The sequence below is a fragment of the Nocardia cyriacigeorgica genome (assembly GCF_005863245.1).
Classification (GTDB): Bacteria; Actinomycetota; Actinomycetes; order Mycobacteriales; family Mycobacteriaceae; genus Nocardia; species Nocardia cyriacigeorgica_C.
This window is the reverse complement of sequence record NZ_VBUT01000007.1, coordinates 131,229-150,660: the sequence shown is the minus strand read 5'-3', so window position 1 is coordinate 150,660 and position 19,432 is coordinate 131,229. Positions and strand designations below refer to the sequence as shown.

Annotated in this window: 19 protein-coding genes; 16 read left to right on the top strand and 3 right to left on the bottom strand. The window is 67.8% G+C overall.

Annotation, left to right across the window (positions count from 1 at the left end):
* Positions 1–70 precede the first annotated feature (70 nt).
* The 9 genes from cofD to ahcY all read left to right on the top strand — a co-directional run bounded on the left by cofD (position 71) and on the right by ahcY (position 8,583).
* A complete protein-coding gene (gene cofD / locus FEK34_RS19030; RefSeq protein ID WP_212748784.1) occupies positions 71–1,204 on the top strand; it encodes a 2-phospho-L-lactate transferase in 1,134 nt (377 codons plus the stop codon).
* Positions 1,201–2,547 carry a coenzyme F420-0:L-glutamate ligase gene (locus FEK34_RS19025; protein WP_138449409.1) on the top strand — a complete coding sequence of 449 codons (1,347 nt, stop codon included), beginning with the start codon at positions 1,201–1,203 and terminating at the stop codon, positions 2,545–2,547. The genes cofD and FEK34_RS19025 overlap by 4 nt, the downstream gene beginning before the upstream one ends.
* Positions 2,544–3,062, top strand: coding sequence for an NUDIX hydrolase (locus tag FEK34_RS19020; RefSeq protein ID WP_138449407.1), 519 nt, complete (start codon positions 2,544–2,546; stop codon positions 3,060–3,062). Before FEK34_RS19025 ends, FEK34_RS19020 begins: the two co-directional genes overlap by 4 nt.
* 197 nt (positions 3,063–3,259) lie before the next feature.
* Positions 3,260–4,504 carry an alkane 1-monooxygenase gene (locus FEK34_RS19015; RefSeq protein WP_138449405.1) on the top strand — a complete coding sequence of 415 codons (1,245 nt, stop codon included), beginning with the start codon at positions 3,260–3,262 and terminating at the stop codon, positions 4,502–4,504.
* Positions 4,501–4,683 (top strand): rubredoxin, encoded by a 183-nt coding sequence (locus tag FEK34_RS19010; protein WP_138449403.1) that lies wholly within the window; start codon positions 4,501–4,503, stop codon positions 4,681–4,683. Before FEK34_RS19015 ends, FEK34_RS19010 begins: the two co-directional genes overlap by 4 nt.
* A 23-nt stretch (positions 4,684–4,706) precedes the next feature.
* Complete coding sequence (locus FEK34_RS19005) at positions 4,707–4,889, top strand: rubredoxin (protein WP_040869242.1); 183 nt, start codon at positions 4,707–4,709, stop codon at positions 4,887–4,889.
* A 41-nt stretch (positions 4,890–4,930) separates the two neighbouring features.
* Entirely contained in the window at positions 4,931–5,551 is a 621-nt protein-coding gene (locus FEK34_RS19000; RefSeq protein WP_138449401.1) for a TetR/AcrR family transcriptional regulator, read from the top strand.
* A 296-nt stretch (positions 5,552–5,847) separates the two neighbouring features.
* Positions 5,848–7,008, top strand: coding sequence for an alkane 1-monooxygenase (locus FEK34_RS18995; RefSeq protein WP_171048282.1), 1,161 nt, complete (start codon positions 5,848–5,850; stop codon positions 7,006–7,008).
* Positions 7,009–7,098: 90 nt separating this feature from the next.
* Positions 7,099–8,583, top strand: coding sequence for an adenosylhomocysteinase (ahcY, locus tag FEK34_RS18990; protein ID WP_138449397.1), 1,485 nt, complete (start codon positions 7,099–7,101; stop codon positions 8,581–8,583).
* A 60-nt stretch (positions 8,584–8,643) separates the two neighbouring features.
* Here the strand turns inward: ahcY and FEK34_RS18985 are convergent, their stop codons facing one another.
* Positions 8,644–8,868, bottom strand: coding sequence for a hypothetical protein (locus FEK34_RS18985; protein WP_138449395.1), 225 nt, complete (start codon positions 8,866–8,868; stop codon positions 8,644–8,646).
* Positions 8,869–9,060: 192 nt separating this feature from the next.
* On the opposite strand from FEK34_RS18985, the gene FEK34_RS18980 reads away from it, so the two are divergent.
* The 7 genes from FEK34_RS18980 to FEK34_RS18950 all read left to right on the top strand — a co-directional run bounded on the left by FEK34_RS18980 (position 9,061) and on the right by FEK34_RS18950 (position 17,258).
* Positions 9,061–9,708, top strand: a complete 648-nt coding sequence (locus FEK34_RS18980; protein WP_138449393.1) for a dTMP kinase — start codon at positions 9,061–9,063, stop codon at positions 9,706–9,708.
* A gap of 78 nt (positions 9,709–9,786) precedes the next feature.
* Positions 9,787–10,464 carry an MtrAB system response regulator MtrA gene (gene mtrA / locus FEK34_RS18975; protein WP_014352544.1) on the top strand — a complete coding sequence of 226 codons (678 nt, stop codon included), beginning with the start codon at positions 9,787–9,789 and terminating at the stop codon, positions 10,462–10,464.
* A gap of 39 nt (positions 10,465–10,503) precedes the next feature.
* Positions 10,504–12,354: an MtrAB system histidine kinase MtrB gene (mtrB, locus tag FEK34_RS18970; RefSeq protein ID WP_432760965.1), complete on the top strand. Its 1,851-nt coding sequence runs from the start codon at positions 10,504–10,506 to the stop codon at positions 12,352–12,354.
* Positions 12,351–14,174, top strand: coding sequence for an MtrAB system accessory lipoprotein LpqB (lpqB, locus tag FEK34_RS18965; RefSeq protein ID WP_138449391.1), 1,824 nt, complete (start codon positions 12,351–12,353; stop codon positions 14,172–14,174). Before mtrB ends, lpqB begins: the two co-directional genes overlap by 4 nt.
* A 60-nt stretch (positions 14,175–14,234) precedes the next feature.
* Positions 14,235–14,867 carry a ComF family protein gene (locus tag FEK34_RS18960; protein WP_138449389.1) on the top strand — a complete coding sequence of 211 codons (633 nt, stop codon included), beginning with the start codon at positions 14,235–14,237 and terminating at the stop codon, positions 14,865–14,867.
* A gap of 242 nt (positions 14,868–15,109) precedes the next feature.
* Positions 15,110–15,793, top strand: coding sequence for a ribosome hibernation-promoting factor, HPF/YfiA family (gene hpf / locus FEK34_RS18955; protein WP_249359419.1), 684 nt, complete (start codon positions 15,110–15,112; stop codon positions 15,791–15,793).
* A 172-nt stretch (positions 15,794–15,965) separates the two neighbouring features.
* Positions 15,966–17,258: an acetyl-CoA C-acyltransferase gene (locus tag FEK34_RS18950; protein WP_138449386.1), complete on the top strand. Its 1,293-nt coding sequence runs from the start codon at positions 15,966–15,968 to the stop codon at positions 17,256–17,258.
* A gap of 96 nt (positions 17,259–17,354) precedes the next feature.
* On the opposite strand, the gene bluB is transcribed toward FEK34_RS18950, so the two are convergent.
* Together bluB and FEK34_RS18940 are read right to left on the bottom strand one after the other, a co-directional pair.
* Positions 17,355–18,008, bottom strand: a complete 654-nt coding sequence (bluB, locus tag FEK34_RS18945) for a 5,6-dimethylbenzimidazole synthase (RefSeq protein WP_138449384.1) — start codon at positions 18,006–18,008, stop codon at positions 17,355–17,357.
* 170 nt (positions 18,009–18,178) lie between these two features.
* On the bottom strand, positions 18,179–19,432 hold the full coding sequence (locus FEK34_RS18940) for a fatty acid desaturase family protein (protein ID WP_138449382.1): 1,254 nt from the start codon (positions 19,430–19,432) through the stop codon (positions 18,179–18,181).

Genomic DNA, 19,432 nt, shown 5'->3' with positions numbered 1-19,432 from the left:
CCGTTCGCGCCTTGAACTCTCGCGCGATCCCGGAATGACATGACTGTGATTAGACACGCCGGACGCAGCGATGGTCAAGCCGCTGTCGCTATTCCGTTACTATCCGGCAGCGCTTTCGAAGACGATCTTGAACCATCGCATAGCAAATGACCAGCAAATATGGCTCGAAGCGGGGCCGATCGGGCGACGCTTAGGCTATGTGGATGTGACTTCAGAACAAGCGGACATCGCACCCGTCAATGGGCCCCGCATCGCCGTCCTGGTCGGCGGAGTGGGTGGTGCGCGGTTCCTTCAAGGTGTTCGGGAACTTCTGCCCGAAGCCGACGTTTCGGCGATCGTCAATGTCGGCGACGACGTGTGGATGCACGGGCTCCGAATTTGTCCCGACCTCGATACCTGCATGTATACCCTCGGTGGCGGCATCGATACCGAACGCGGCTGGGGCCGGGTCGGCGAAACCTGGCACGCCAAGGAAGAGCTGGCGAAATACCACGCGCAGCCGGACTGGTTCGGGCTGGGTGACCGCGATATCGCCACCCACTTGGTTCGCACGGAAATGCTGAACGCCGGTTACCCGCTATCAGCGGTGACCGAAGCGCTGTGCAATCGATGGCAACCCGGTGTGAAACTGATCCCGGCAACCGATGATCGATGTGAAACCCACGTCGTTGTGAGTGACCCGGACAACCCTGGCGAACGCCGCGCGATCCATTTCCAAGAGTGGTGGGTTCGATACCGCGCGGGTATCGAAACTCATGGATTCGCCACAATCGGCGCGGATCAAGCCAAACCGGCGCCAAATGTGATCGATATCATAGGATCTGCCGATGTGGTCTTGCTCGCACCCTCGAACCCGGTGGTGAGCATCGGAGCCATTCTCGCGGTGCCCGGCATCCGCGGCGCGCTGCGCACCACCGACGCGAAGGTCATCGGCATCTCTCCGGTGATCGACGGAAAACCGTTGCGCGGCATGGCCGATGAGTGCCTGTCGGTGATCGGCGTGGAAACCTCGGCCGAGGCGGTCGGCCGGCACTACGGCGCGCGCTCGGCGACCGGCATCCTCGACGGCTGGCTGGTGCACACCACCGACACCGCCGAGGTGCCCGGCGTCGAGGTCCGCAGCGTGCCCCTGCTGATGACCGATCCGCCGACCACCGCCGAAATGGTGCGTGCGGCACTGGATCTGGCGGGAATCAAGCCGTGACCGGGCCCGCCGACCACGCCGCGGGCGAGCTGCGGCTGCTGCCGATCACCGGGCTGCCGGAATTCCGGCCCGGCGACGACCTCGCCGAACACATCGCCGCGAACGCGCCCTGGCTGGCCGACGGTGACGTGCTCGTGGTCACCAGCAAGATCGTCGCCAAGGTCGAGGGCCGCATCGTCGCCGCACCGCTGGACCCGGAGGAACGCGACACCGCCCGGCGGGCGCTGGTCGATCAGGAAGCCGTCCGGGTGCTGGCCCGCAAGGGGCGCACCCTGATCACCGAGAACCGGCTCGGCATCGTGCAGGCCGCCTCCGGGGTCGACGGATCGAATGTCGAGCAGGGCGAATTGGTGCTGCTGCCAGTCGATCCCGACGCCAGCGCGAAGGCGTTGCGCTCGGCGCTGGCCGAGCGGCTCGGGGTGCAGGTCGCCGTCGTCGTCACCGACACCATGGGCCGGGCCTGGCGCAACGGCCAGATCGATGCGGCGATCGGCGCCTCCGGGTTGCGGGTGCTGCACGACTACGCGGGCGCGGTCGACGGGCAGGGCAACGAACTGCACGTCACCCAGGTTGCCATCGCCGACGAGCTGGCCGCGGCCGCCGATCTGGTGAAGGGCAAGCTCGGCGGTGTCCCGGTGGCGGTGGTGCGCGGGCTGCCGGTCACCGACGACGGTTCCAACGCAGCCGATCTCGTGCGCGGCGGCACCGACGACCTGTTCTGGCTCGGCACCGCCGAGGCGATCGAGCTGGGTCGCTCGCAGGCGGTACTGCTGCGGCGGTCGGTGCGCGAGTTCGCCGCCGACCCCGTCGATCCGGAACGTGTGCGCGCGGCGGTGTCGGTGGCGTTAACCGCCCCGGCCCCGCATCACACCCGGCCGGTGCGTTTCGTCTGGCTGCGCGATCGCGCGCTGCGGGAGCGTCTGCTGACGGCGATGGCCGACAAGTGGCGCGCCGATCTCACCGCCGACGGCCTGCCCGCTGATCGGGTGGAACGCCGGATCGCGCGCGGCCGCATCCTTTTCGACGCGCCCGAGGTGATCATCCCGTGCTGCGTGCCCGATGGCGCGCACGACTATCCGGACGATCGCCGCCGGGCCGCCGAGCAGACGATGTTCACCGTCGCGGTGGGCGCTGCGGTGCAGGGGCTGCTGGTGGCGCTGGCGACCGAGGGGCTCGGCAGCTGCTGGATCGGTTCGACCATCTTCGCGCCGGAGGCGACGCGCGAGGTGCTCGGCCTGGCCGGCGACTGGAACCCGCTGGGCGCCATCGCGATCGGCCACCCGCTCGACGAGCTCGCCCCGCGTCCGCCGCGCGCGCCCGGTGACGCGCTGGTCGAGCTGTGAGCGCGGAGTCGCTGCACGCCTCGGCGACCGAGCTGCTCGAGGCGTGGTCGCCCGCCGCGGGGCCGGACGCATCGCTGCGCGAGGCGATGCTGGCCTTTCTCGGCTCCGCGCCGCGTGGATGTCTGCGTGAGCACGCCGCGGGGCATATCACCGCGTCCGCGGTGGTGTTCTCCGCCGACGGCGGCGAGGTGTTGCTGACGCTGCATCCTCGGGTCGGCCGGTGGATCCAGCTCGGCGGGCATTGCGAGGAGGGCGACGTCACGGTGGCCGATGCCGCACTCCGGGAGGCCACCGAGGAGTCGGGCATCGCGGGGCTGCGCTTGGAGCCCGGCCTCTACGGTGCGCAGGCGCATCCGATCACCTGCTCGCTCGGGGTGCCGACCCGTCATCTGGATCTGCTGTTCCGGATCACCGCGCCGGCCGGGGCGGTGCCGGTGCGCAGCGCCGAGTCGACCGATCTGCGATGGTGGCCGATCGATGCGCTGCCCGACGATGCCGACGTGCTGATCCGCTGAACCGTGACCCTCGCCAGGGCGCCCGCACAGCCTGTGCGGGCGCCCTTTTATGTCCGGGCATCACGGGCGGGCATCCAGATCACAGACGCTTTACAAATTGATCCATTTGTATAGACCGAGGACAAAGCAAAGGCTATCGTCAACTTAAGGTGGTAGTGCACATCACATGTGATGTGCGTCGCATGAAGGAGACGACGATGTCGACTGATGCCGAAACCGCAGGTCTGGCGGCCGAGACGCCGGCCTGGCGGGACCGGAAGCGGTATATGTGGCTGTGGGGTCTGTTCGCGCCCACCGGACTGTTCACCATCGGGCTTCCGCTCATCTGGGCGTTGAACGAACTGGGCTGGACCGGCCTGGCGCATGTGCCGTTCTGGCTCGGCCCGATCCTGGTGTATCTGGTCATCCCGCTGGCCGACATCTTCTTCGGCCCGGACGGCTCCAACCCGCCCGACGAGGTGATGGAGTGGCTGGAAAACGACAGGTACTACCGCTACCTGACCTACCTCTACCTGCCGTTCCAGTACGCCTCGTTGATCATGGCCTGCTACCTGATCACCGCCGACGATCTGAGCTGGCTCGGTATCGAGGGTGGCCTGCTGGTGGTCGACAAGATCGGCCTGGCCATCACGGTCGGCATCATCGGCGGGATCGGCATCAACACCGCCCACGAACTCGGCCACAAGAAGGTCGATCTGGAGCGCTGGCTCTCGCGCATAGCCCTGGCCCAGTCCTGTTACGGCCACTTCTACATCGAGCACAACCGCGGTCATCACGTGCGCGTCGCGACTCCGGAGGATCCGGCGAGTTCACGGGTCGGCGAGACGTTCTGGGCCTTCTGGCCGCGCACCGTCGTCGGCGGCCTGCGCTCGTCGTGGCGGTTGGAGAAGACCCGCCTGGAGCGGCTCGGCAAGAAGCCGTGGACCTTGCAGAACGAGGTGCTCAGCGCCTGGCTGATGTCGGTGTTGCTGTTCGCGGTGCTGATCGCGGTGTTCGGCATCGAGGTGCTGCCGTATCTGCTGTTGCAGGCGGTCATCGGATTCAGCCTGCTCGAGGCGGTCAACTATCTCGAGCACTACGGGCTGGTGCGGCAGCGCACCGCCAGCGGCCGCTACGAGCGCCCCGCGCCGGTGCACAGCTGGAACAGCGACCACCTGGTGACAAACATCTTCCTGTACCACCTACAGCGCCACAGCGACCATCACGCTTATCCCACCCGCCGCTATCAGACGCTGCGCAGCTGGGACGGCGCGCCGAATCTGCCCAGCGGCTACGCGAGCATGATCCTGCTCGCCTACTTCCCGCCGATCTGGCGCCGGGTGATGGACAAGCGGGTGCTCGCGCACTACGACGGCGACATCACCAGGGCCAATATCCACCCGGCCAAGCGGGACAAGGTGCTGGCCCGCTACGGCGCGACCGGGCAGGAGGCGACGTCGTGAGCGCGTATCGGTGTCCGGTGTGCGACTACGTCTACGACGAGGCCACCGGCGAGCCACATGAGGGCTTTCCGGCGGGAACGCCCTGGTCCGCGGTGCCCGACGACTGGTGCTGCCCGGACTGCGGGGTGCGGGAAAAGATCGATTTCGAGCCGGTCGGCAGCGACCAGGCGAGCCGGTAGACCGGCGGACGAGGAGAGGTGACATGACCGAATACAAGCTGTACCAGTGCATCCAGTGCGGCTTCGAATACGACGAGGCCGAGGGCTGGCCGGAGGACGGCATCGCGCCCGGCACCCGCTGGGACGACATCCCCGACGACTGGACCTGCCCGGACTGCGGCGCCGCCAAGGCCGATTTCTTCATGGTCGAGATCGAGCGGTCGTGAGATTTTTGACTGCGACAGATGCCCGTGCCATGGTCGCAGGCATGCCGCGCAACGGGTCCAGACTTCCCTATCAGGAGGCCGCACGGGAGCTGCTGCGCAGCTCGGTCCTGGACGCCATGCGCGAACTGCTCACCGAGCGCGACTGGTCCAAGATCACCCTCGGTGATGTGGCCACTCGCGCCGGTGTCAGCAGGCAGACGCTGTACAACGAATTCGGCTCGCGCGCGGGCCTGGCCCAGGCCTATGCCCTGCGATTGGCCGACGATCTGGTCGACCACGTCGGGGCCGCCATCGATGACAACGTCGGCGATGCGCGCGCCGCATTCCGCCAGGGACTGTCCGGCTTCTTCATCGAAGCCGCCGCCGACCCGCTCGTGCGTTCACTGGTCGCCGGCGAGGTCAAGCTCGACCTGCTGCGGCTGATCACCCTCGATGCCGAGCCGCTGGTCGAGCACGCCACCGAACGACTGTCGGTCGCGTTCCGCAACAGTTGGGTCGATGCCACCGCCGCCGAGGCCGATGTGCTGGCCCAGGCGCTTGTGCGGATCGCGCTGAGCTACATCCCCACCCCGCCCGCTCCGGGGCGCGACGCACCCGAGGAACTGAGCGCGCTGCTCGGTCCGTATGTGGAGGCGATTCTGGCCGCGCGCGGGGTGCAGTAGCTGCGGTGCTGCCGGGGCGATGCCCGCGCGTGCCCGAATCGCAGCCCGGGTGCATCCGCGAGACCATCCAGTTACGCCACGGTGGCCTTTTTATGTCGCCGCGACCCCTGCCGCGCGGGCCGAAAAGATTAGCGACTAGTGTGCCGTGATGTCCATCACATGATTGATGGGACAACCCGCCCTTATCAGCGCTGTAACGGTCACCACGTTTCGCGCGCAAGGGAAGGTGTAACAGACCACACGTCTGAGACTATGGATGTCCGTTGGTGTCAGGGTTCATTTTTAGCGGGGCAAGCGTGCAAACGGTTGGCAAACCGAGGGGATCGGCCGATCCCAAACGCCACCTGTGGTTTCTCGGTCTCATCGCGCCCGCGTGCGCGTTGCTGCCTTCTCAACTGGTGTTGCATACCGGGTGGACTATCTTCTGGTGGATCGGCCCGATCATCGTGCTGATCGTGATTCCGGTGCTGGATCAACTCGTCGGCGAGGACGGCAGCAACCCGCGCGAGGAGGACTACGAGCTGCTGTCCAACGACCGCTACTACCGGTGGTGCACCTACCTGTTCCTGCCCATCCAGCTGCTCGGCCTGGTCGTGGCCGGCTATCTGTGGTCCGGCGACGAACTGAGCGTCGTCGACAAACTCGGTTTGGCCTCCACCCTCGGCCTGGTCTCCGGTATCGGGATCAACGCCGCCCACGAGCTCGGCCACCGCGTCGAGCGGCTGGAACGCTGGCTGGCCAAGATCGCGCTGGCCCAATCCGGTTACGGGCACTTCTTCGTCGAGCACAACCGCGGCCACCACATGCGGGTGGCCACGCCGGAGGATCCGGCCAGCGCCAGGCTCGGCGAATCGCTGTGGGAATTCCTGCCGCGCAGTGTGTCCGGCGGATTCCGTTCGGCCATCCGGCTCGAGCGCGACCGGCTGGCCCGCCGCGACCTCGGCTGGTGGAGCGTGCACAACCACATCCTGCAGGCCTGGTCGATGACGGTGGTGCTGTTCGGCGGCCTGATGCTGGCCTTCGGCGTGCGGATCCTGCCTTATCTGCTGCTCCAGGCCGTCATCGGCGTCATGCTGCTGGAGACGGTCAACTACGTCGAGCACTACGGGCTGCTGCGCGAACGCAGGCCCAGCGGCCGCTACCGGCGCTGCTCGCCGCGCGACAGCTGGAACAGCGACCGGCTGGTCACCAACATCTTCCTGTTCCATCTCCAGCGCCACAGCGACCACCACGCCAACCCCGGCCGCCGCTACCAGACGCTGCGCAGCTCGCAGCAAGCGCCGCAACTGCCAGCGGGCTACGCGACGATGATCCTGCTCGCCGCCATCCCACCGCTGTGGCGGCGAGTGATGGATCCGCGGGTGCTCGCGCACTACGACGGCGACATCACCCGCGCCAATATCGCTCCGCGCAGGCGTGTTCGGATGCTGGCCCGCCACGGGGTCCCCGCGACCTGAACCCGGTGGCTCGGTTGCCGAGCAGCACCGCCGCGGGAGCGACTAGCCTTGGTCCGGAACCGATATCCGGAGAGAGGCTGATCCAGGCGCATGACGACCTCAGAACTTCCCGCACGTACGTCGCTGACCGCTGATGTCCGTAACGGCATCGATTACAAGGTGGCGGATCTGTCCTTGGCCGAGTTCGGTCGTAAGGAGATCCGGCTGGCCGAGCACGAGATGCCCGGCCTGATGGCCCTGCGCCGCGAGTACGCCGACGTGGCGCCGCTGAAGGGCGCGCGCATCTCGGGTTCGCTGCACATGACGGTGCAGACCGCGGTGCTGATCGAGACCCTGACCGCGCTGGGCGCGCAGGTGCGCTGGGCCTCGTGCAACATCTTCTCCACCCAGGACCATGCCGCCGCCGCGGTGGTGGTCGGCCCGAACGGCACCGTCGACGAGCCCAAGGGCACCCCGGTGTTCGCCTGGAAGGGCGAGACGCTCGAGGAGTACTGGTGGGCGGCCGAGCAGATGCTGACCTGGCCCGGTGAGCCGGCCAACATGATCCTCGACGACGGCGGCGACGCCACCATGCTGGTGCTGCGTGGTGCGCAGTTCGAGAAGGCGGGCGTGGTCCCGCCGGCCGACGAGGAGCACTCCGCCGAGTACACGGTGTTCCTGAACCTGCTGCGGGAGCGGTTCGAGACCGACAAGGGCAAGTGGAGCAAGATCGCCGAGAGCGTGCGTGGCGTCACCGAGGAGACCACCACCGGTGTGCTGCGGCTGTACCAGTTCGCGGCGGCGGGGGAGCTGGTGTTCCCGGCGATCAACGTCAACGACTCGGTCACCAAGTCGAAGTTCGACAACAAGTACGGCACCCGCCATTCCCTCATCGACGGCATCAACCGCGGCACCGATGTGCTCATCGGCGGCAAGAAGGTGCTGATCTGCGGTTACGGCGATGTGGGCAAGGGCTGCGCGGAATCGCTTGCCGGGCAGGGCGCCCGGGTGCAGGTCACCGAGATCGACCCGATCAACGCGTTGCAGGCGCTGATGGACGGCTACGACGTCGTCACCGTGGAGCAGGCCATCGCCGATGCCGATATCGTCATCACCTCCACCGGCAACAAGGACATCATCACCCTCGATCACATGAAGGCGATGAAGGATCAGGCCATCCTCGGCAATATCGGTCACTTCGACAACGAGATCGATATGGCGGCGCTGGAGCGTTCGGGCGCAATGAAATTGAACATCAAGCCGCAGGTGGATCTGTGGACGTTCAAGGAGTCCGGCAAGTCGATCATCGTGCTGTCGGAGGGCCGTCTGCTGAACCTGGGCAACGCCACCGGCCACCCCTCGTTCGTGATGAGCAACAGCTTCTCCAACCAGGTGATCGCCCAGATCGAGCTGTGGACCAAGCCCGACGAGTACGACAACGAGGTCTACCGCCTGCCCAAGCACCTGGACGAGAAGGTCGCCCGCATCCACGTCGAGGCGCTCGGCGGCACGCTGACCAAGCTCACCAAGGACCAGGCCGAATACATCGGTGTGGACGTCGAAGGCCCCTACAAGCCCGACCACTACCGCTACTGATCCGCTGATCCGCCGGTGGCCCGTCGACGCATCCGTCGGCGGGCCACTCGGCTATCGGGTTCAGCACACCGTGCCGGGCGTGCAGCCACTCATCAGGATCTCCAGCAGTCCGAGCACCGTCTCGGCGCTCCCGCTGGCGCTGCCGGTTCCGCCGTTGTCGTCGACGTGGGTGGTCGCGACCGGAGCCGCGGGTTCCAGCGTCAGGGGCGCCGCGGTGGCGGTGCCGCCGGCCACCGTGACGGCGAGCGCGACGGCGGCGGCGTACGACAGGCGTGTGATCGACATGTGTTCTCCCTGTAGGGGTATTGCGAGCAGGCGCTCGGTCGCCGGACGGCTTCCGGCCCAATGACCATGCCGGGTGGGCTCGATGGTCGCGAGACCCCGAATCCGGTGGGATTAGAATTACGGGCGCTTCAGAGTTCCGCCCGGTCGACCGGCGATTTCCGGGCGCTCCCGGCCCCGAGTACCCTGCTGGCCATGGGTGAACTGATCGCGGTCGAAGGGCTCGACGGCGCCGGTAAGCGGACGCTGATCGAGGGCCTGCTTGCCGCCCTGCGCGCGCGTGGGCTGCGCGCGGGCACACTCGCCTTCCCCGGCTACGGCCGCTCGATCCACGCCGACCTCGCGGCCGAGGCGCTGCGCGGCTCGCACGGCGATCTCGCGGGCTCGATCAACGGCATGGCCGTGCTGTTCGCCCTCGATCGCGCCGACGCGGCGCTGGAGCTGTCGAACCTGTTGGACAGCAACGACATCGTGATCCTCGATCGCTATGTCGCTTCCAACGCAGCGTATTCGGCGGCTCGCGCCGAACAATCCGCCGACGGCGAAATCATCGACTGGGTGGGCGATTTGGAATTCGGCCGGATGAAGCTGCCGGTGCCCGCGCTCACCGTCCTGCTCGATGTGCCCACCGAGGTGGCCGCCGAACGTGCCCGCAGGCGCGGCGAACTCGACTCGGCGCGGGCACTCGACGCCTACGAGCGCGACGGCGGATTACAGGCGCGCACCGGTGCGGTGTACCGGGAGCTGGCCGAGCGGGACTGGTACGGCCCGTGGTGGATATACCGATCCGATGACGATCGAGACGCCCTACTCGGCCGTTGTGTGGAAATCCTGGGCGAATAAGGTTGGATATGCGGCGCGCATGCACCAGTAATGCGCGTGGTGGCCCGATACTGGCGTGGGAGATGACAACATAGAGATATGAAGCCGAAGATTCTGGTCGTCGACGACGATATGGCACTCGCAGAGATGCTCACGATCGTCCTGCGCGGGGAAGGGTTCGACCCGCATGTGGTCGGCGACGGCACGCAGGCGCTGTCGGCGGTCCGGGAAATCCGCCCCGATCTGGTGCTGCTGGACCTGATGCTGCCGGGTATGAACGGCATCGACGTCTGCCGCGTGCTGCGGGCCGATTCGGGGGTCCCGATCGTGATGCTCACCGCCAAGACCGACACGGTCGACGTGGTGCTCGGTCTGGAGTCCGGCGCAGACGATTACATCGTCAAACCCTTCAAACCGAAGGAACTGGTCGCCCGCGTGCGCGCGCGGCTGCGCCGCACCGAAGAAGAGCCCGCCGAACTGCTCACCATCGCCGACATCGTCATCGACGTGCCCGCGCACAAGGTGAGCCGGGAAGGTCAGCAGATCTCGCTGACCCCGCTCGAATTCGACCTGCTGGTGGCGCTCGCGCGCAAACCGCGGCAGGTGTTCACCCGTGAGGTCCTGCTCGAGCAGGTCTGGGGTTACCGGCACGCCGCCGATACCCGTCTGGTGAACGTGCACGTCCAGCGCCTGCGCGCCAAGGTCGAGAAGGATCCCGAGAACCCGGAGATCGTGCTGACCGTGCGTGGGGTTGGGTACAAGGCCGGACCGCCGTGATCGGTCGTCGGTCCGGGTCGATGACTCGGAGGCGGCGGCTTGCCTGAGCACGAAGGCGGCCGCCTCGCCTCGCTACAGCGAGGGCTCGCGCCGGTGGGTGCGTGGTTCAAGGGTGTCGGCAGTTCGCTCGGCCATCTGTGGCGGCGTTCGTTGCAGCTGCGCGTCATCGTCTCGACGCTGACGTTGTCGCTGATCGTCATCACGATTCTCGGTGTGGTGCTCACCAGCCAGATCACCGATCGGCTGCTGGACGCCAAGATCAACGCGGCGATCGAGGAGATGGACCGCGCCCGCGCCACCGTGCAGAGTCAGCTCCAGGGCGCCCACGATCCGGCGCTGCTGCGCCAGCGCCTGGCCGACGCGCGCACCGCGGTGTCCGACCGCGGTGGCGAGAGCCGGTCCGGCAGCGCGGCGGGCAGCTTCGATTCGGCGTTGAGCATCGTCGGCGGCACCCCGCCGCAGCAGATCACCGCGGGCCCGATCGAGCAGATCCCGGGCGAGCTGCGCCGGTTCGTGCAGGGCAACCAGGTCAGCTACCAGTTCGCCACGGTCGACGATCCGGACGGCTACCAGGGCCGGGCCCTCATCATCGGCAGCCCGAGCGCCGACAACCCGACGCTGGAGACCTACCTGATCTTCCCGCTGGCCAACGAGGAACGGTCGCTGGCGTTGATGCGCGGCACCATGATGGTCGGCGGTCTGGTGTTGCTGGTGCTGCTGGCCGCGATCACCGCGCTGGTCACCCGGCAGGTGGTGCTGCCGATCCGGTCGGCGGCGCGGATCGCCAGCCGCTTCGCCGACGGCAGGCTGCGCGAACGGATGCTGGTGCGCGGCGAGGACGATATGGCGCGGCTGGCCGAGGCGTTCAACGAGATGGCCGAGAGCCTGTCCAACCAGATCACCCAGCTCGAGGAGTTCGGCAATCTGCAACGCCGGTTCACCTCCGACGTCAGCCATGAGCTGCGCACACCGTTGACCACGGTGCGCATGGCCGCCGACCTGATTCACAGCAGCAGCGAAGACCTCGACCCTGCCCTGGCGCGCAGCGCCGAGCTGCTGGTCACCGAGCTGGACCGGTTCGAGGGGCTGCTCAACGACCTGCTCGAGATCAGCCGCCACGACGCGGGTGTGGCCGAACTGCAGGTCGAATCGCTGGATGTGCGGATGTGTGTGCGCGCCGCGGTGTCGACGGTGCGTCATCTGGCCAAGGAATCCGGCGTGGAGGTGGTCGTCGACCTGCCCGAGGAACCGGTGGTCGCCGAGGTCGACCCGCGCCGGGTGGAGCGGGTGCTGCGCAACCTGCTGGCCAACGCCATCGACCACAGCGAGGGCAAGCCGGTGCTGATCCGGATGCGCGGCGACAGCGAGGCCAATGCCGTCGCGGTGGTCGTGCGCGATCAGGGTGTCGGGCTGCGGCCGGGAGAGGAGAAGCTGGTCTTCAGCCGGTTCTGGCGCTCGGATCCGTCGCGGATGCGGCGCTCCGGCGGTACCGGGCTGGGCCTGTCGATCAGCGTCGAGGACGCGAATCTGCACGATGGCAAACTGGAGGCCTGGGGTGAGCTGGGCGTCGGCGCCAGCTTCCGGCTGACGCTGCCGCTGGTGCGTGGCCGCAAGATGGGCAAGAGCCCGCTGCCGTTGGAGCCGGGCGTGCGCAAGGTTCGCGGGGTCGCCGAATTGCCCGCGGCGGATGCCGAATCCGCGGCGGGTGCAGGCGGGTCAGGACCGGCCGAGGCGCCGGCCTCCGGACCGGGCCAGGAGTCCGATACCGCGACGTCCGTACCGGCCGAGGATGCGCGGGCCACCCAGACCGGCGCGCCCACCGACGGCGCATCCGGCACCGGCTCACCCACCGACGCCGTGCTCACCGACACCGGAGACAAACAACCATGACCATGCGGCCCACCGACCCGAGCAGTTCGCCGCGCGGGCGATTACTCGCCGCGCTGGCGGCCGCGCTGGCCGGAGTCCTGCTGCTGGGTGGTTGCGCGAGCCTGCCGGAGACCTCGCAGCCGGAGGCGCTCGGCACCATCAACCGGGAACCGACCTCCGCCGGCCCGCCCGCGCCACTGGAAGGTCGCGACCCCGGCCTGTTGCTGCTGGACTTCCTGCAAGCCAGCGCCGACCCGACCAACCGGCATCTGGCCGCCAGGCAGTACATGAACCCGTCGGCGGCCACCAAATGGAACGACGCCGCGGGCACGGTGATCGTCGAGCGGCCCGACACCCTGCTGGAATCGCGCACCGAAACCACCGCGACCTACCGCATTCGCGCCCAGCGGGTCGCCGAGCTCGCCCCTGACGGCGCCTACCGCGCCATCGACGGCCCGCCGCTCGAATACAAGGTCGAGATGAGCAAGACCGATGGCGAATGGCGCATCGATGAGCTGCCCGACGGCGTCGTCATCGATAAGCCCGCCTTCGCCAAGTTCTACCGCCGTTACGTGCTGTACTTCGTCGACCCGACCGGCAGCGCGCTGGTGCCGGACCCGCGCTGGATCGCCTCGCCGAAGGACCAGCTGACCCAGCGGCTGCTCACCCTGCTCGGTGAGGGTCCGCAGCCGGCCATCGCCCCCGTGGTCCTCAATGAACTCGACGCCAGGCGGGTGACGTTGCGCGGGCCGATCACCAAGGCCAACGGCGACCCGGAGGAAGTCGGCGTCGGCCTCGGCGGAGTCCGCATCGACCTCGCGGGAGCCTCCACGCTGGCGCCGCGCGAACGGGAACTGCTGGCCGCCCAGATCGTGCTCACGCTGGCCAAGGCCGACGTCCTCGGCCCGTATCTGCTGCTGGCCGACGGCAAACCGCTCGATGAGCGCTACGCCGCCAACGGCTGGTCGGTGGCCGATATCCACCAGTACAGTCCCGAGGCCTTCGCGCAGAACGAGACCGGGTTGCACGCGCTGCGCGACGGCGCCCTCGTCGAGGTGAACGGCAACGGGATCGTCCCGGCTCCCGGCTATTTCGGTGCGGTGCGCAATCTGCAATCGGTCGCGATCACCCCCGACGGCCAGCTGGTCGCCGCGGTCGCGGATGCGGGCAGGCCGGCACCGGAACCGCCGCGGACGCTGATGATCGGCAGCTATGGCGGCAATCAGTTCCCGGTCGCCGAAGGCACCACCATCAGCCGGCCGTCCTGGACGGTCGACGGTACGGCCGCCTGGGCGGTGATCGACGGTGAGCGGGTGATCCGGGTGGTCAACGACCGCTCCACCGGCAACGTCTCGGTGCAGGATGTCGACATCTCCGCGCTGACCAGCGGCTCCAGCGGGCTGCGGCTGCCCATCACGGAGGTCAGGATCGCGCGATCCGGTGTGCGGGCCGCCCTGATCGCCGACGGCAAGGTGTACGTGGCGGTGGTCGAACGGCGCCCGGACGGCAAGTTCGCGCTGACCTCACCGCTGCCGATCGCGGTCGGGCTCAGCACGCCGGCGGTCTCGTTGAACTGGCTGACGGCCGACACCATCATCCTGGCGCGCGACGGTGACGTCGACCCGGTCAGCACCGTCTCCATCGACGGCTCCCAGCTGATCTCGCAGACCACCCGCAACCTCACCCCGCCGGTGCGCACGGTGACCGCGGCCCCGGACCACCAGTACGTGGCCGATTCCCGCGCGGTCCTGGAGTTCACCACCAATCCCGAAGGCGGCGAACAATATTGGCGTGAGGTGCCCGGCCTCGGAGCGAGCGCGGTGCCGATCCTGCCCGGCTGATCCGCGCTTCCCGTCGCGGATCCGGGCGATCGTGTCGGTGGGTGCGGGCACACTCGGGCGATGCGGACACTGCTGGATCTGGTGTTGCCCCTGGAATGCGCCGGCTGTGCAAGCGCGGGCCTCGGCTGGTGCGCGCGGTGCGACGCCCATCTGGCAGGCGCCCCGCACCGGGTCCGCCCGCGCACCGATCCCGGCGTCCCGTGCTGGGCGCTGAGCCACTACGCCGGCCCGCCGCGCCGCGCGGTACTGGCCGCCAAGGAACGCCGCAGGCGCGACCTTGCCCACCCACTCGGCCGAGCGCTGGCCCGCGGCCTGGCCCGGTTGCGGGCCGACACCCGGCCACTGGTGCTGATCCCGGCACCCAGCCGCCGGGTCGCCGCCCGGCGCCGCGGCGGCGATCCGGTGGTGCGTTCGGCCCACGCGGCGGCGAGTTGGCTGGCCGGTTGCCAGGTGCTGCCGGTGCTGACCGTGTGGCGGGGTGTACACGATTCGGTCGGTCTGTCCGCCGGTGAACGCAGACACAATCTGCGGGGCCGTATCATGACCGCTCCTATTCCGGTGCTGCCGGCAAACGCGCAGGTCGTGCTGGTCGACGATGTGCTGACGACCGGCGCGACCGCCGCCGAGTCGATCCGTGCGCTGACCGGGGCGGGGGTTGCCGTCGACGCGGTGGTGGTGCTGTGCGCGGCTTGACTTCGAGAAATTTGCGTGAACAGTGGCGGACCAGCGGTTGTCGTACTAGCGTCGCGGTCACACACCCGAACCGGCAGTTTGGAGGTGGGTCTCGGACAAATGGTGCCGAGCGGCTGTCATCCGGCAGATCGATCGGCACGTCTCAATCCCGCCGCACGCCAATCGGGTCGTGCGGCCAGATCCGGGAGGTACGCGTGACGACTACTTCACGACCTTCAGTGCAAGATGTAGATCCTACGACGCTGGACGCTCAGCGGGCCGAGCAACCCGAGGCGGACCGACCACGAGCCACCCGCGCCGACATCGTGGTGAAGGGCCGCAATGTCGAGGTCCCCGACCATTTCCGAATTTATGTGTCGGAGAAGCTATCTCGACTGGAACGCTTCGACCCGTCGATATTCCTGTTCGATGTCGAACTGTTCCACGAGCGCAATCGTCGTCAACGCAAGGCCTGCCAGCGTGTGGAGATCACCGCCCGCGGTAAAGGTCCGGTCGTGCGCGCGGAAGCCTGCGCGGACAACTTCTACGCCGCCTTCGAATCGGTGACGGCGAAGCTGGAGAGCAGACTGCGCCGCACCAAGGACCGCCGCCGGGTGCACTACGGCGAGAAGACACCGGTCTCGGTCGCCCAGGCCACCGCGGACCTGATCGATGAGTCGCTGTTCCAGCCGGGCGGCGGGGCGCATGAGCATCCCGACGAGTCCCGCGGCCGGGAAAGCGATGAGCACACCGATTACGCGGCGGGCCCCGGCCACATCGTGCGCACGAAGGTGCATCCCGATACGCCGATGACCGTCGACGACGCGCTGTATCAGATGGAGCTCGTCGGGCACGATTTCTTCCTGTTCCACAACAAGGAAACCGACCGACCCTCGGTGGTCTATCGCCGACATGCCTTCGATTACGGCTTGATCCGACTGGCCTGACGGCCACGCCGAGGCCGCGGTTCGAGCACCGCCGCCCCGGCCATTCCGATGATTCCCGGCGACCCGGCCGGTGCGCGAAGCGCCGGCCGGGTCTCGTCGTTTCCGGCGGTTTCCTCGACGCTTAACTTACTTCAGAGTAAGTTGGAGGGTCCGATAGTGGAAAGGAATTCGCATGGCTACCAGGGCTGCTCGCCGTGCCGTAATCGTCTCCGGCGCACGGACTCCGTTTGTGCGCGCGTTCACCGATTACACCCGGCTGGACTCGATCGACCTCGCCGATATCGCGGTCCGCGGTCTGCTGGAACGCACCGGCCTGGCCGGTGATCAGGTGCAGGCGATCGTGTGGGGCGGGGTGGTGCTGCCCAGCGCGGCGCCCAACATCGCGCGCGAGATCGCCCTGGACCTGAAGCTGGACCCCGGCTGTGAGGGCTACACCGTCACCCGGGCCTGCGCCTCGGGTTTGCAGGCGGTGACCTCGGCGGCCGCGGCCATCGAACGCGGTGAATACGACATCATGATCGCCGGCGGCAGCGATTCCACCAGCGGCGCGGAGGTCAAGCTACCGCAGAAGATCGTGCACGCGATGGCTCCGCTGGCGCTGGGAAAACCGAAACCGAAGGACTATCTGTCGGCGATCTCGCAGCTGGCGCCGTTCACCGATCTGCTGCCCTCGCGCCCCAAGATCGCCGAACGCACCACCGGTGAGGTGATGGGGGAGTCGGCGGAGAAGATGGCGCGCATCCACGGCATCGGCCGGGCCGCCCAGGACGAGTTCGCCGCCCGCTCCCATCATCGGGCCGCCGCGGCCATCGCCTCCGGCCGTTTCGACCGGGAGGTGCGTGCCGTCGACACACCCGACGGCGCCAGGATCACTCGCGACGGCCTGGTCCGCGCCGACACCAGCATCGAGAAGCTGGCCGAGTTGAAGCCGGTGTTCGCCGAGGACGGCAGCGTCACCGCGGGCAATGCCAGCCCGCTCACCGACGGTGCGTCGGCGGTGCTGCTGATGAGTGAGGAGACCGCGCGGGCGCTGGGCTACCAGCCGCTCGCGGCGTTCCGCTCCTGGAGCTATGTCAGTGTCGATCCCACCGATCAGGTGCTCATCGGCCCGGCCATCTCCATGCCGCGGGCGCTGGACAAGGCGGGTATGTCGCTGGCCGACGTGGATCTGGTCGATATCCACGAGGCGTTCGCCGCCCAGACCCTGTCGGTGCTGTCGGCGCTGGCCAGCGACGAATGGGCCAAGAACCGGCTGGACCGCGATACCGCCGTCGGTGAGGTCGATATCGACAAGCTGAACGTGCACGGTGGCTCGGTGTCGATCGGGCATCCCTTCGGCGCGACGGGGGCCCGGATGGTGACGACCATGGCCAACGAGCTGGCGCTGTCGGACAAGCAGACCGCCCTGCTCGGCATCTGCGCGGCGGGTGGTATCGGGGCCTCTGCGGTGCTCGAACGGATCTGAGCAACCGGCCGCGCTATGCGGTGGAGGACCGGAGCACCACGGAAACGGCCGGTCCTCCGCTGCGGCACGCAGACCGGTGCGCTCCCGCGATGTGGTTCAGCGGGTGGATCGGTGTGGCCGCCCGAAGGTTTCGTGGTGGACCGCCTCGTCCAACGGGCGGCCGGTACGCCACCCGAATCGCTCCAGATCGGGTACCTGCTGGAATTCGTGCACCGGTCCCACACACAGCCAGGCGATCGGGCGAATCCCCTCCGGGACGCCGATGAGTTCGGCGAGGAACTCCGGTTCGTAGAACGACACCCAGCCCACACCGATGCCCTCGGCGGTCGCGGCCAGCCAGAGGTTCTGGATGGCGAGAACCGCTGAGTAGACGCCGGTTTCGGGGACGGTGGCGCGTCCGAGTACGTGCGGCCCGCCGCGGTCGTGGTCGTAGGTGACCACGATCCCGGTGCCGCTCTCCTCGATGCCTTCGATCTTGATCGGGTCGAACGTGGCCGCGCGCTCCGGCGGCAGGCTGTCGTGGAACTCGCGGCGCTTGCCCGCGACGTGCTCGGCGAAACCGCGCAACCGGTGCCGGTCACGCACCACGGTGAAATCCCACGGTTGCGAATTGCCCACGCTCGGCGCGCGATGGGCGGCGTCGAGGATGCGCCACAGGGTGTCGTCGTCGACGATCTCGCCGGTGAATTCGGCGCGGACATCGCGTCGCATCCGGATGGCGTCGTACACGGATATCTGTGGAGCACTCACCCCGAGAGTCAATCATGGGGCCTGAGAAGCGCTGCCGAACCTCCGGTCGAGGTCGCTGTCACATGCCCGGATAACGGCCTGACCGCGACGCTGTGGTGCGTTCCCGGCCCGCACACCCCCGAAGGGCGATGGCGGGCCGGTGGACGCTGACGGGACCGCGGACGCCGGTTTCAGCCGATCGGCAGGGCCTTGCGGGCGAAGCGGCGGCGCCCCTCCGCCAGCGCCGTGCGCAGTCCGCGACGACGACCGGTGACCGGGTCGAAACTCGGCGCGGTGTTGCCGTTGAACCGGCGCTCGGACGCGGTTTCGGGGGCGTCGTCGGCGGTGTGGCGCAGGTACTTGTTCGGCAGCGACAGCTTGAGGATGGTGCGCCACGCCTTGAAGTACTGCACCGGCAGCGAGCCGGTGGTGTAGGGCAGGTCGTACTTCTCGGCCAGCGCGCGCACCCGCACCGCGATTTCGGCGTACCGGTTGCTCGGCAGGTCCGGGAAGATGTGGTGCTCGATCTGATGGCTCAGGTTGCCGGTCATGAAGTGCATGATCGGGCCGCCGGAGATGTTGGCGCTGCCGAGCATCTGCCGCAGGTACCACTCGCCCTGGGTCTCGTTGTCGATATCGGCCTTGGTGAACTTCTCCGCGCCGTCGGGGAAGTGGCCGCAGAAGATGACGGCGTTGGTCCAGACATTGCGAACCATGTTCGCGGCCAGGTTGGCGGTGAGCGTGCTGAAGAACGCGGGGCCCGTCAGCAGGGGGAACACCACGTAGTCCTTGAGCGTCTGCTTACCGATCTTGGTGAGCACCTCCGAACGCTTGCGTTCGAACTCGGCCCGCTCGGGGGAGCCGGGCTTGTACTTGCCCGCGGCCAGCTTGCCCAGTTCCAGGTGCTGGATGGCGACGCCGTACTCGAAGAACAACTGCAACACCAGGTTGTAGACCGGGTTGCCGAGGTAGAACGGCTTCCAGCGCTGGTCGCGGGTGACCCGCAGCAGGCCGTAGCCGATGTCGTCGTCCATGCCGAGCACATTGGTGTACTTGTGATGCAGGTAGTTGTGGGTGTGCTTCCAGTGCTTGGCCGGGCCGGTGTTGTCCCATTCCCAGGAGCTGGAGTGGATTTCCGGATCGTTCATCCAGTCCCACTGGCCGTGCATGACGTTGTGCCCGATCTCCATGTTCTCGATGATCTTGGCGGTGCCGAGCAGGGCGACGCCGGCCAGCCAGGCCGGCGGTAGGAAGCTGGCGAACAGCACGGTGCGGCCACTGATCTCGAGCGCACGCTGCAACCTGATGACATTGCGGATGTAGCGTGCGTCCCGTTCACCACGCGAGGATTCGATATCCCGCCGAATCGCGTCGAACTCCGCGCCGAGTGCTTCCACATCGGCTTCGGTGAGGTGCGCGTACTCCTTGACATCCGAGATCGCCAT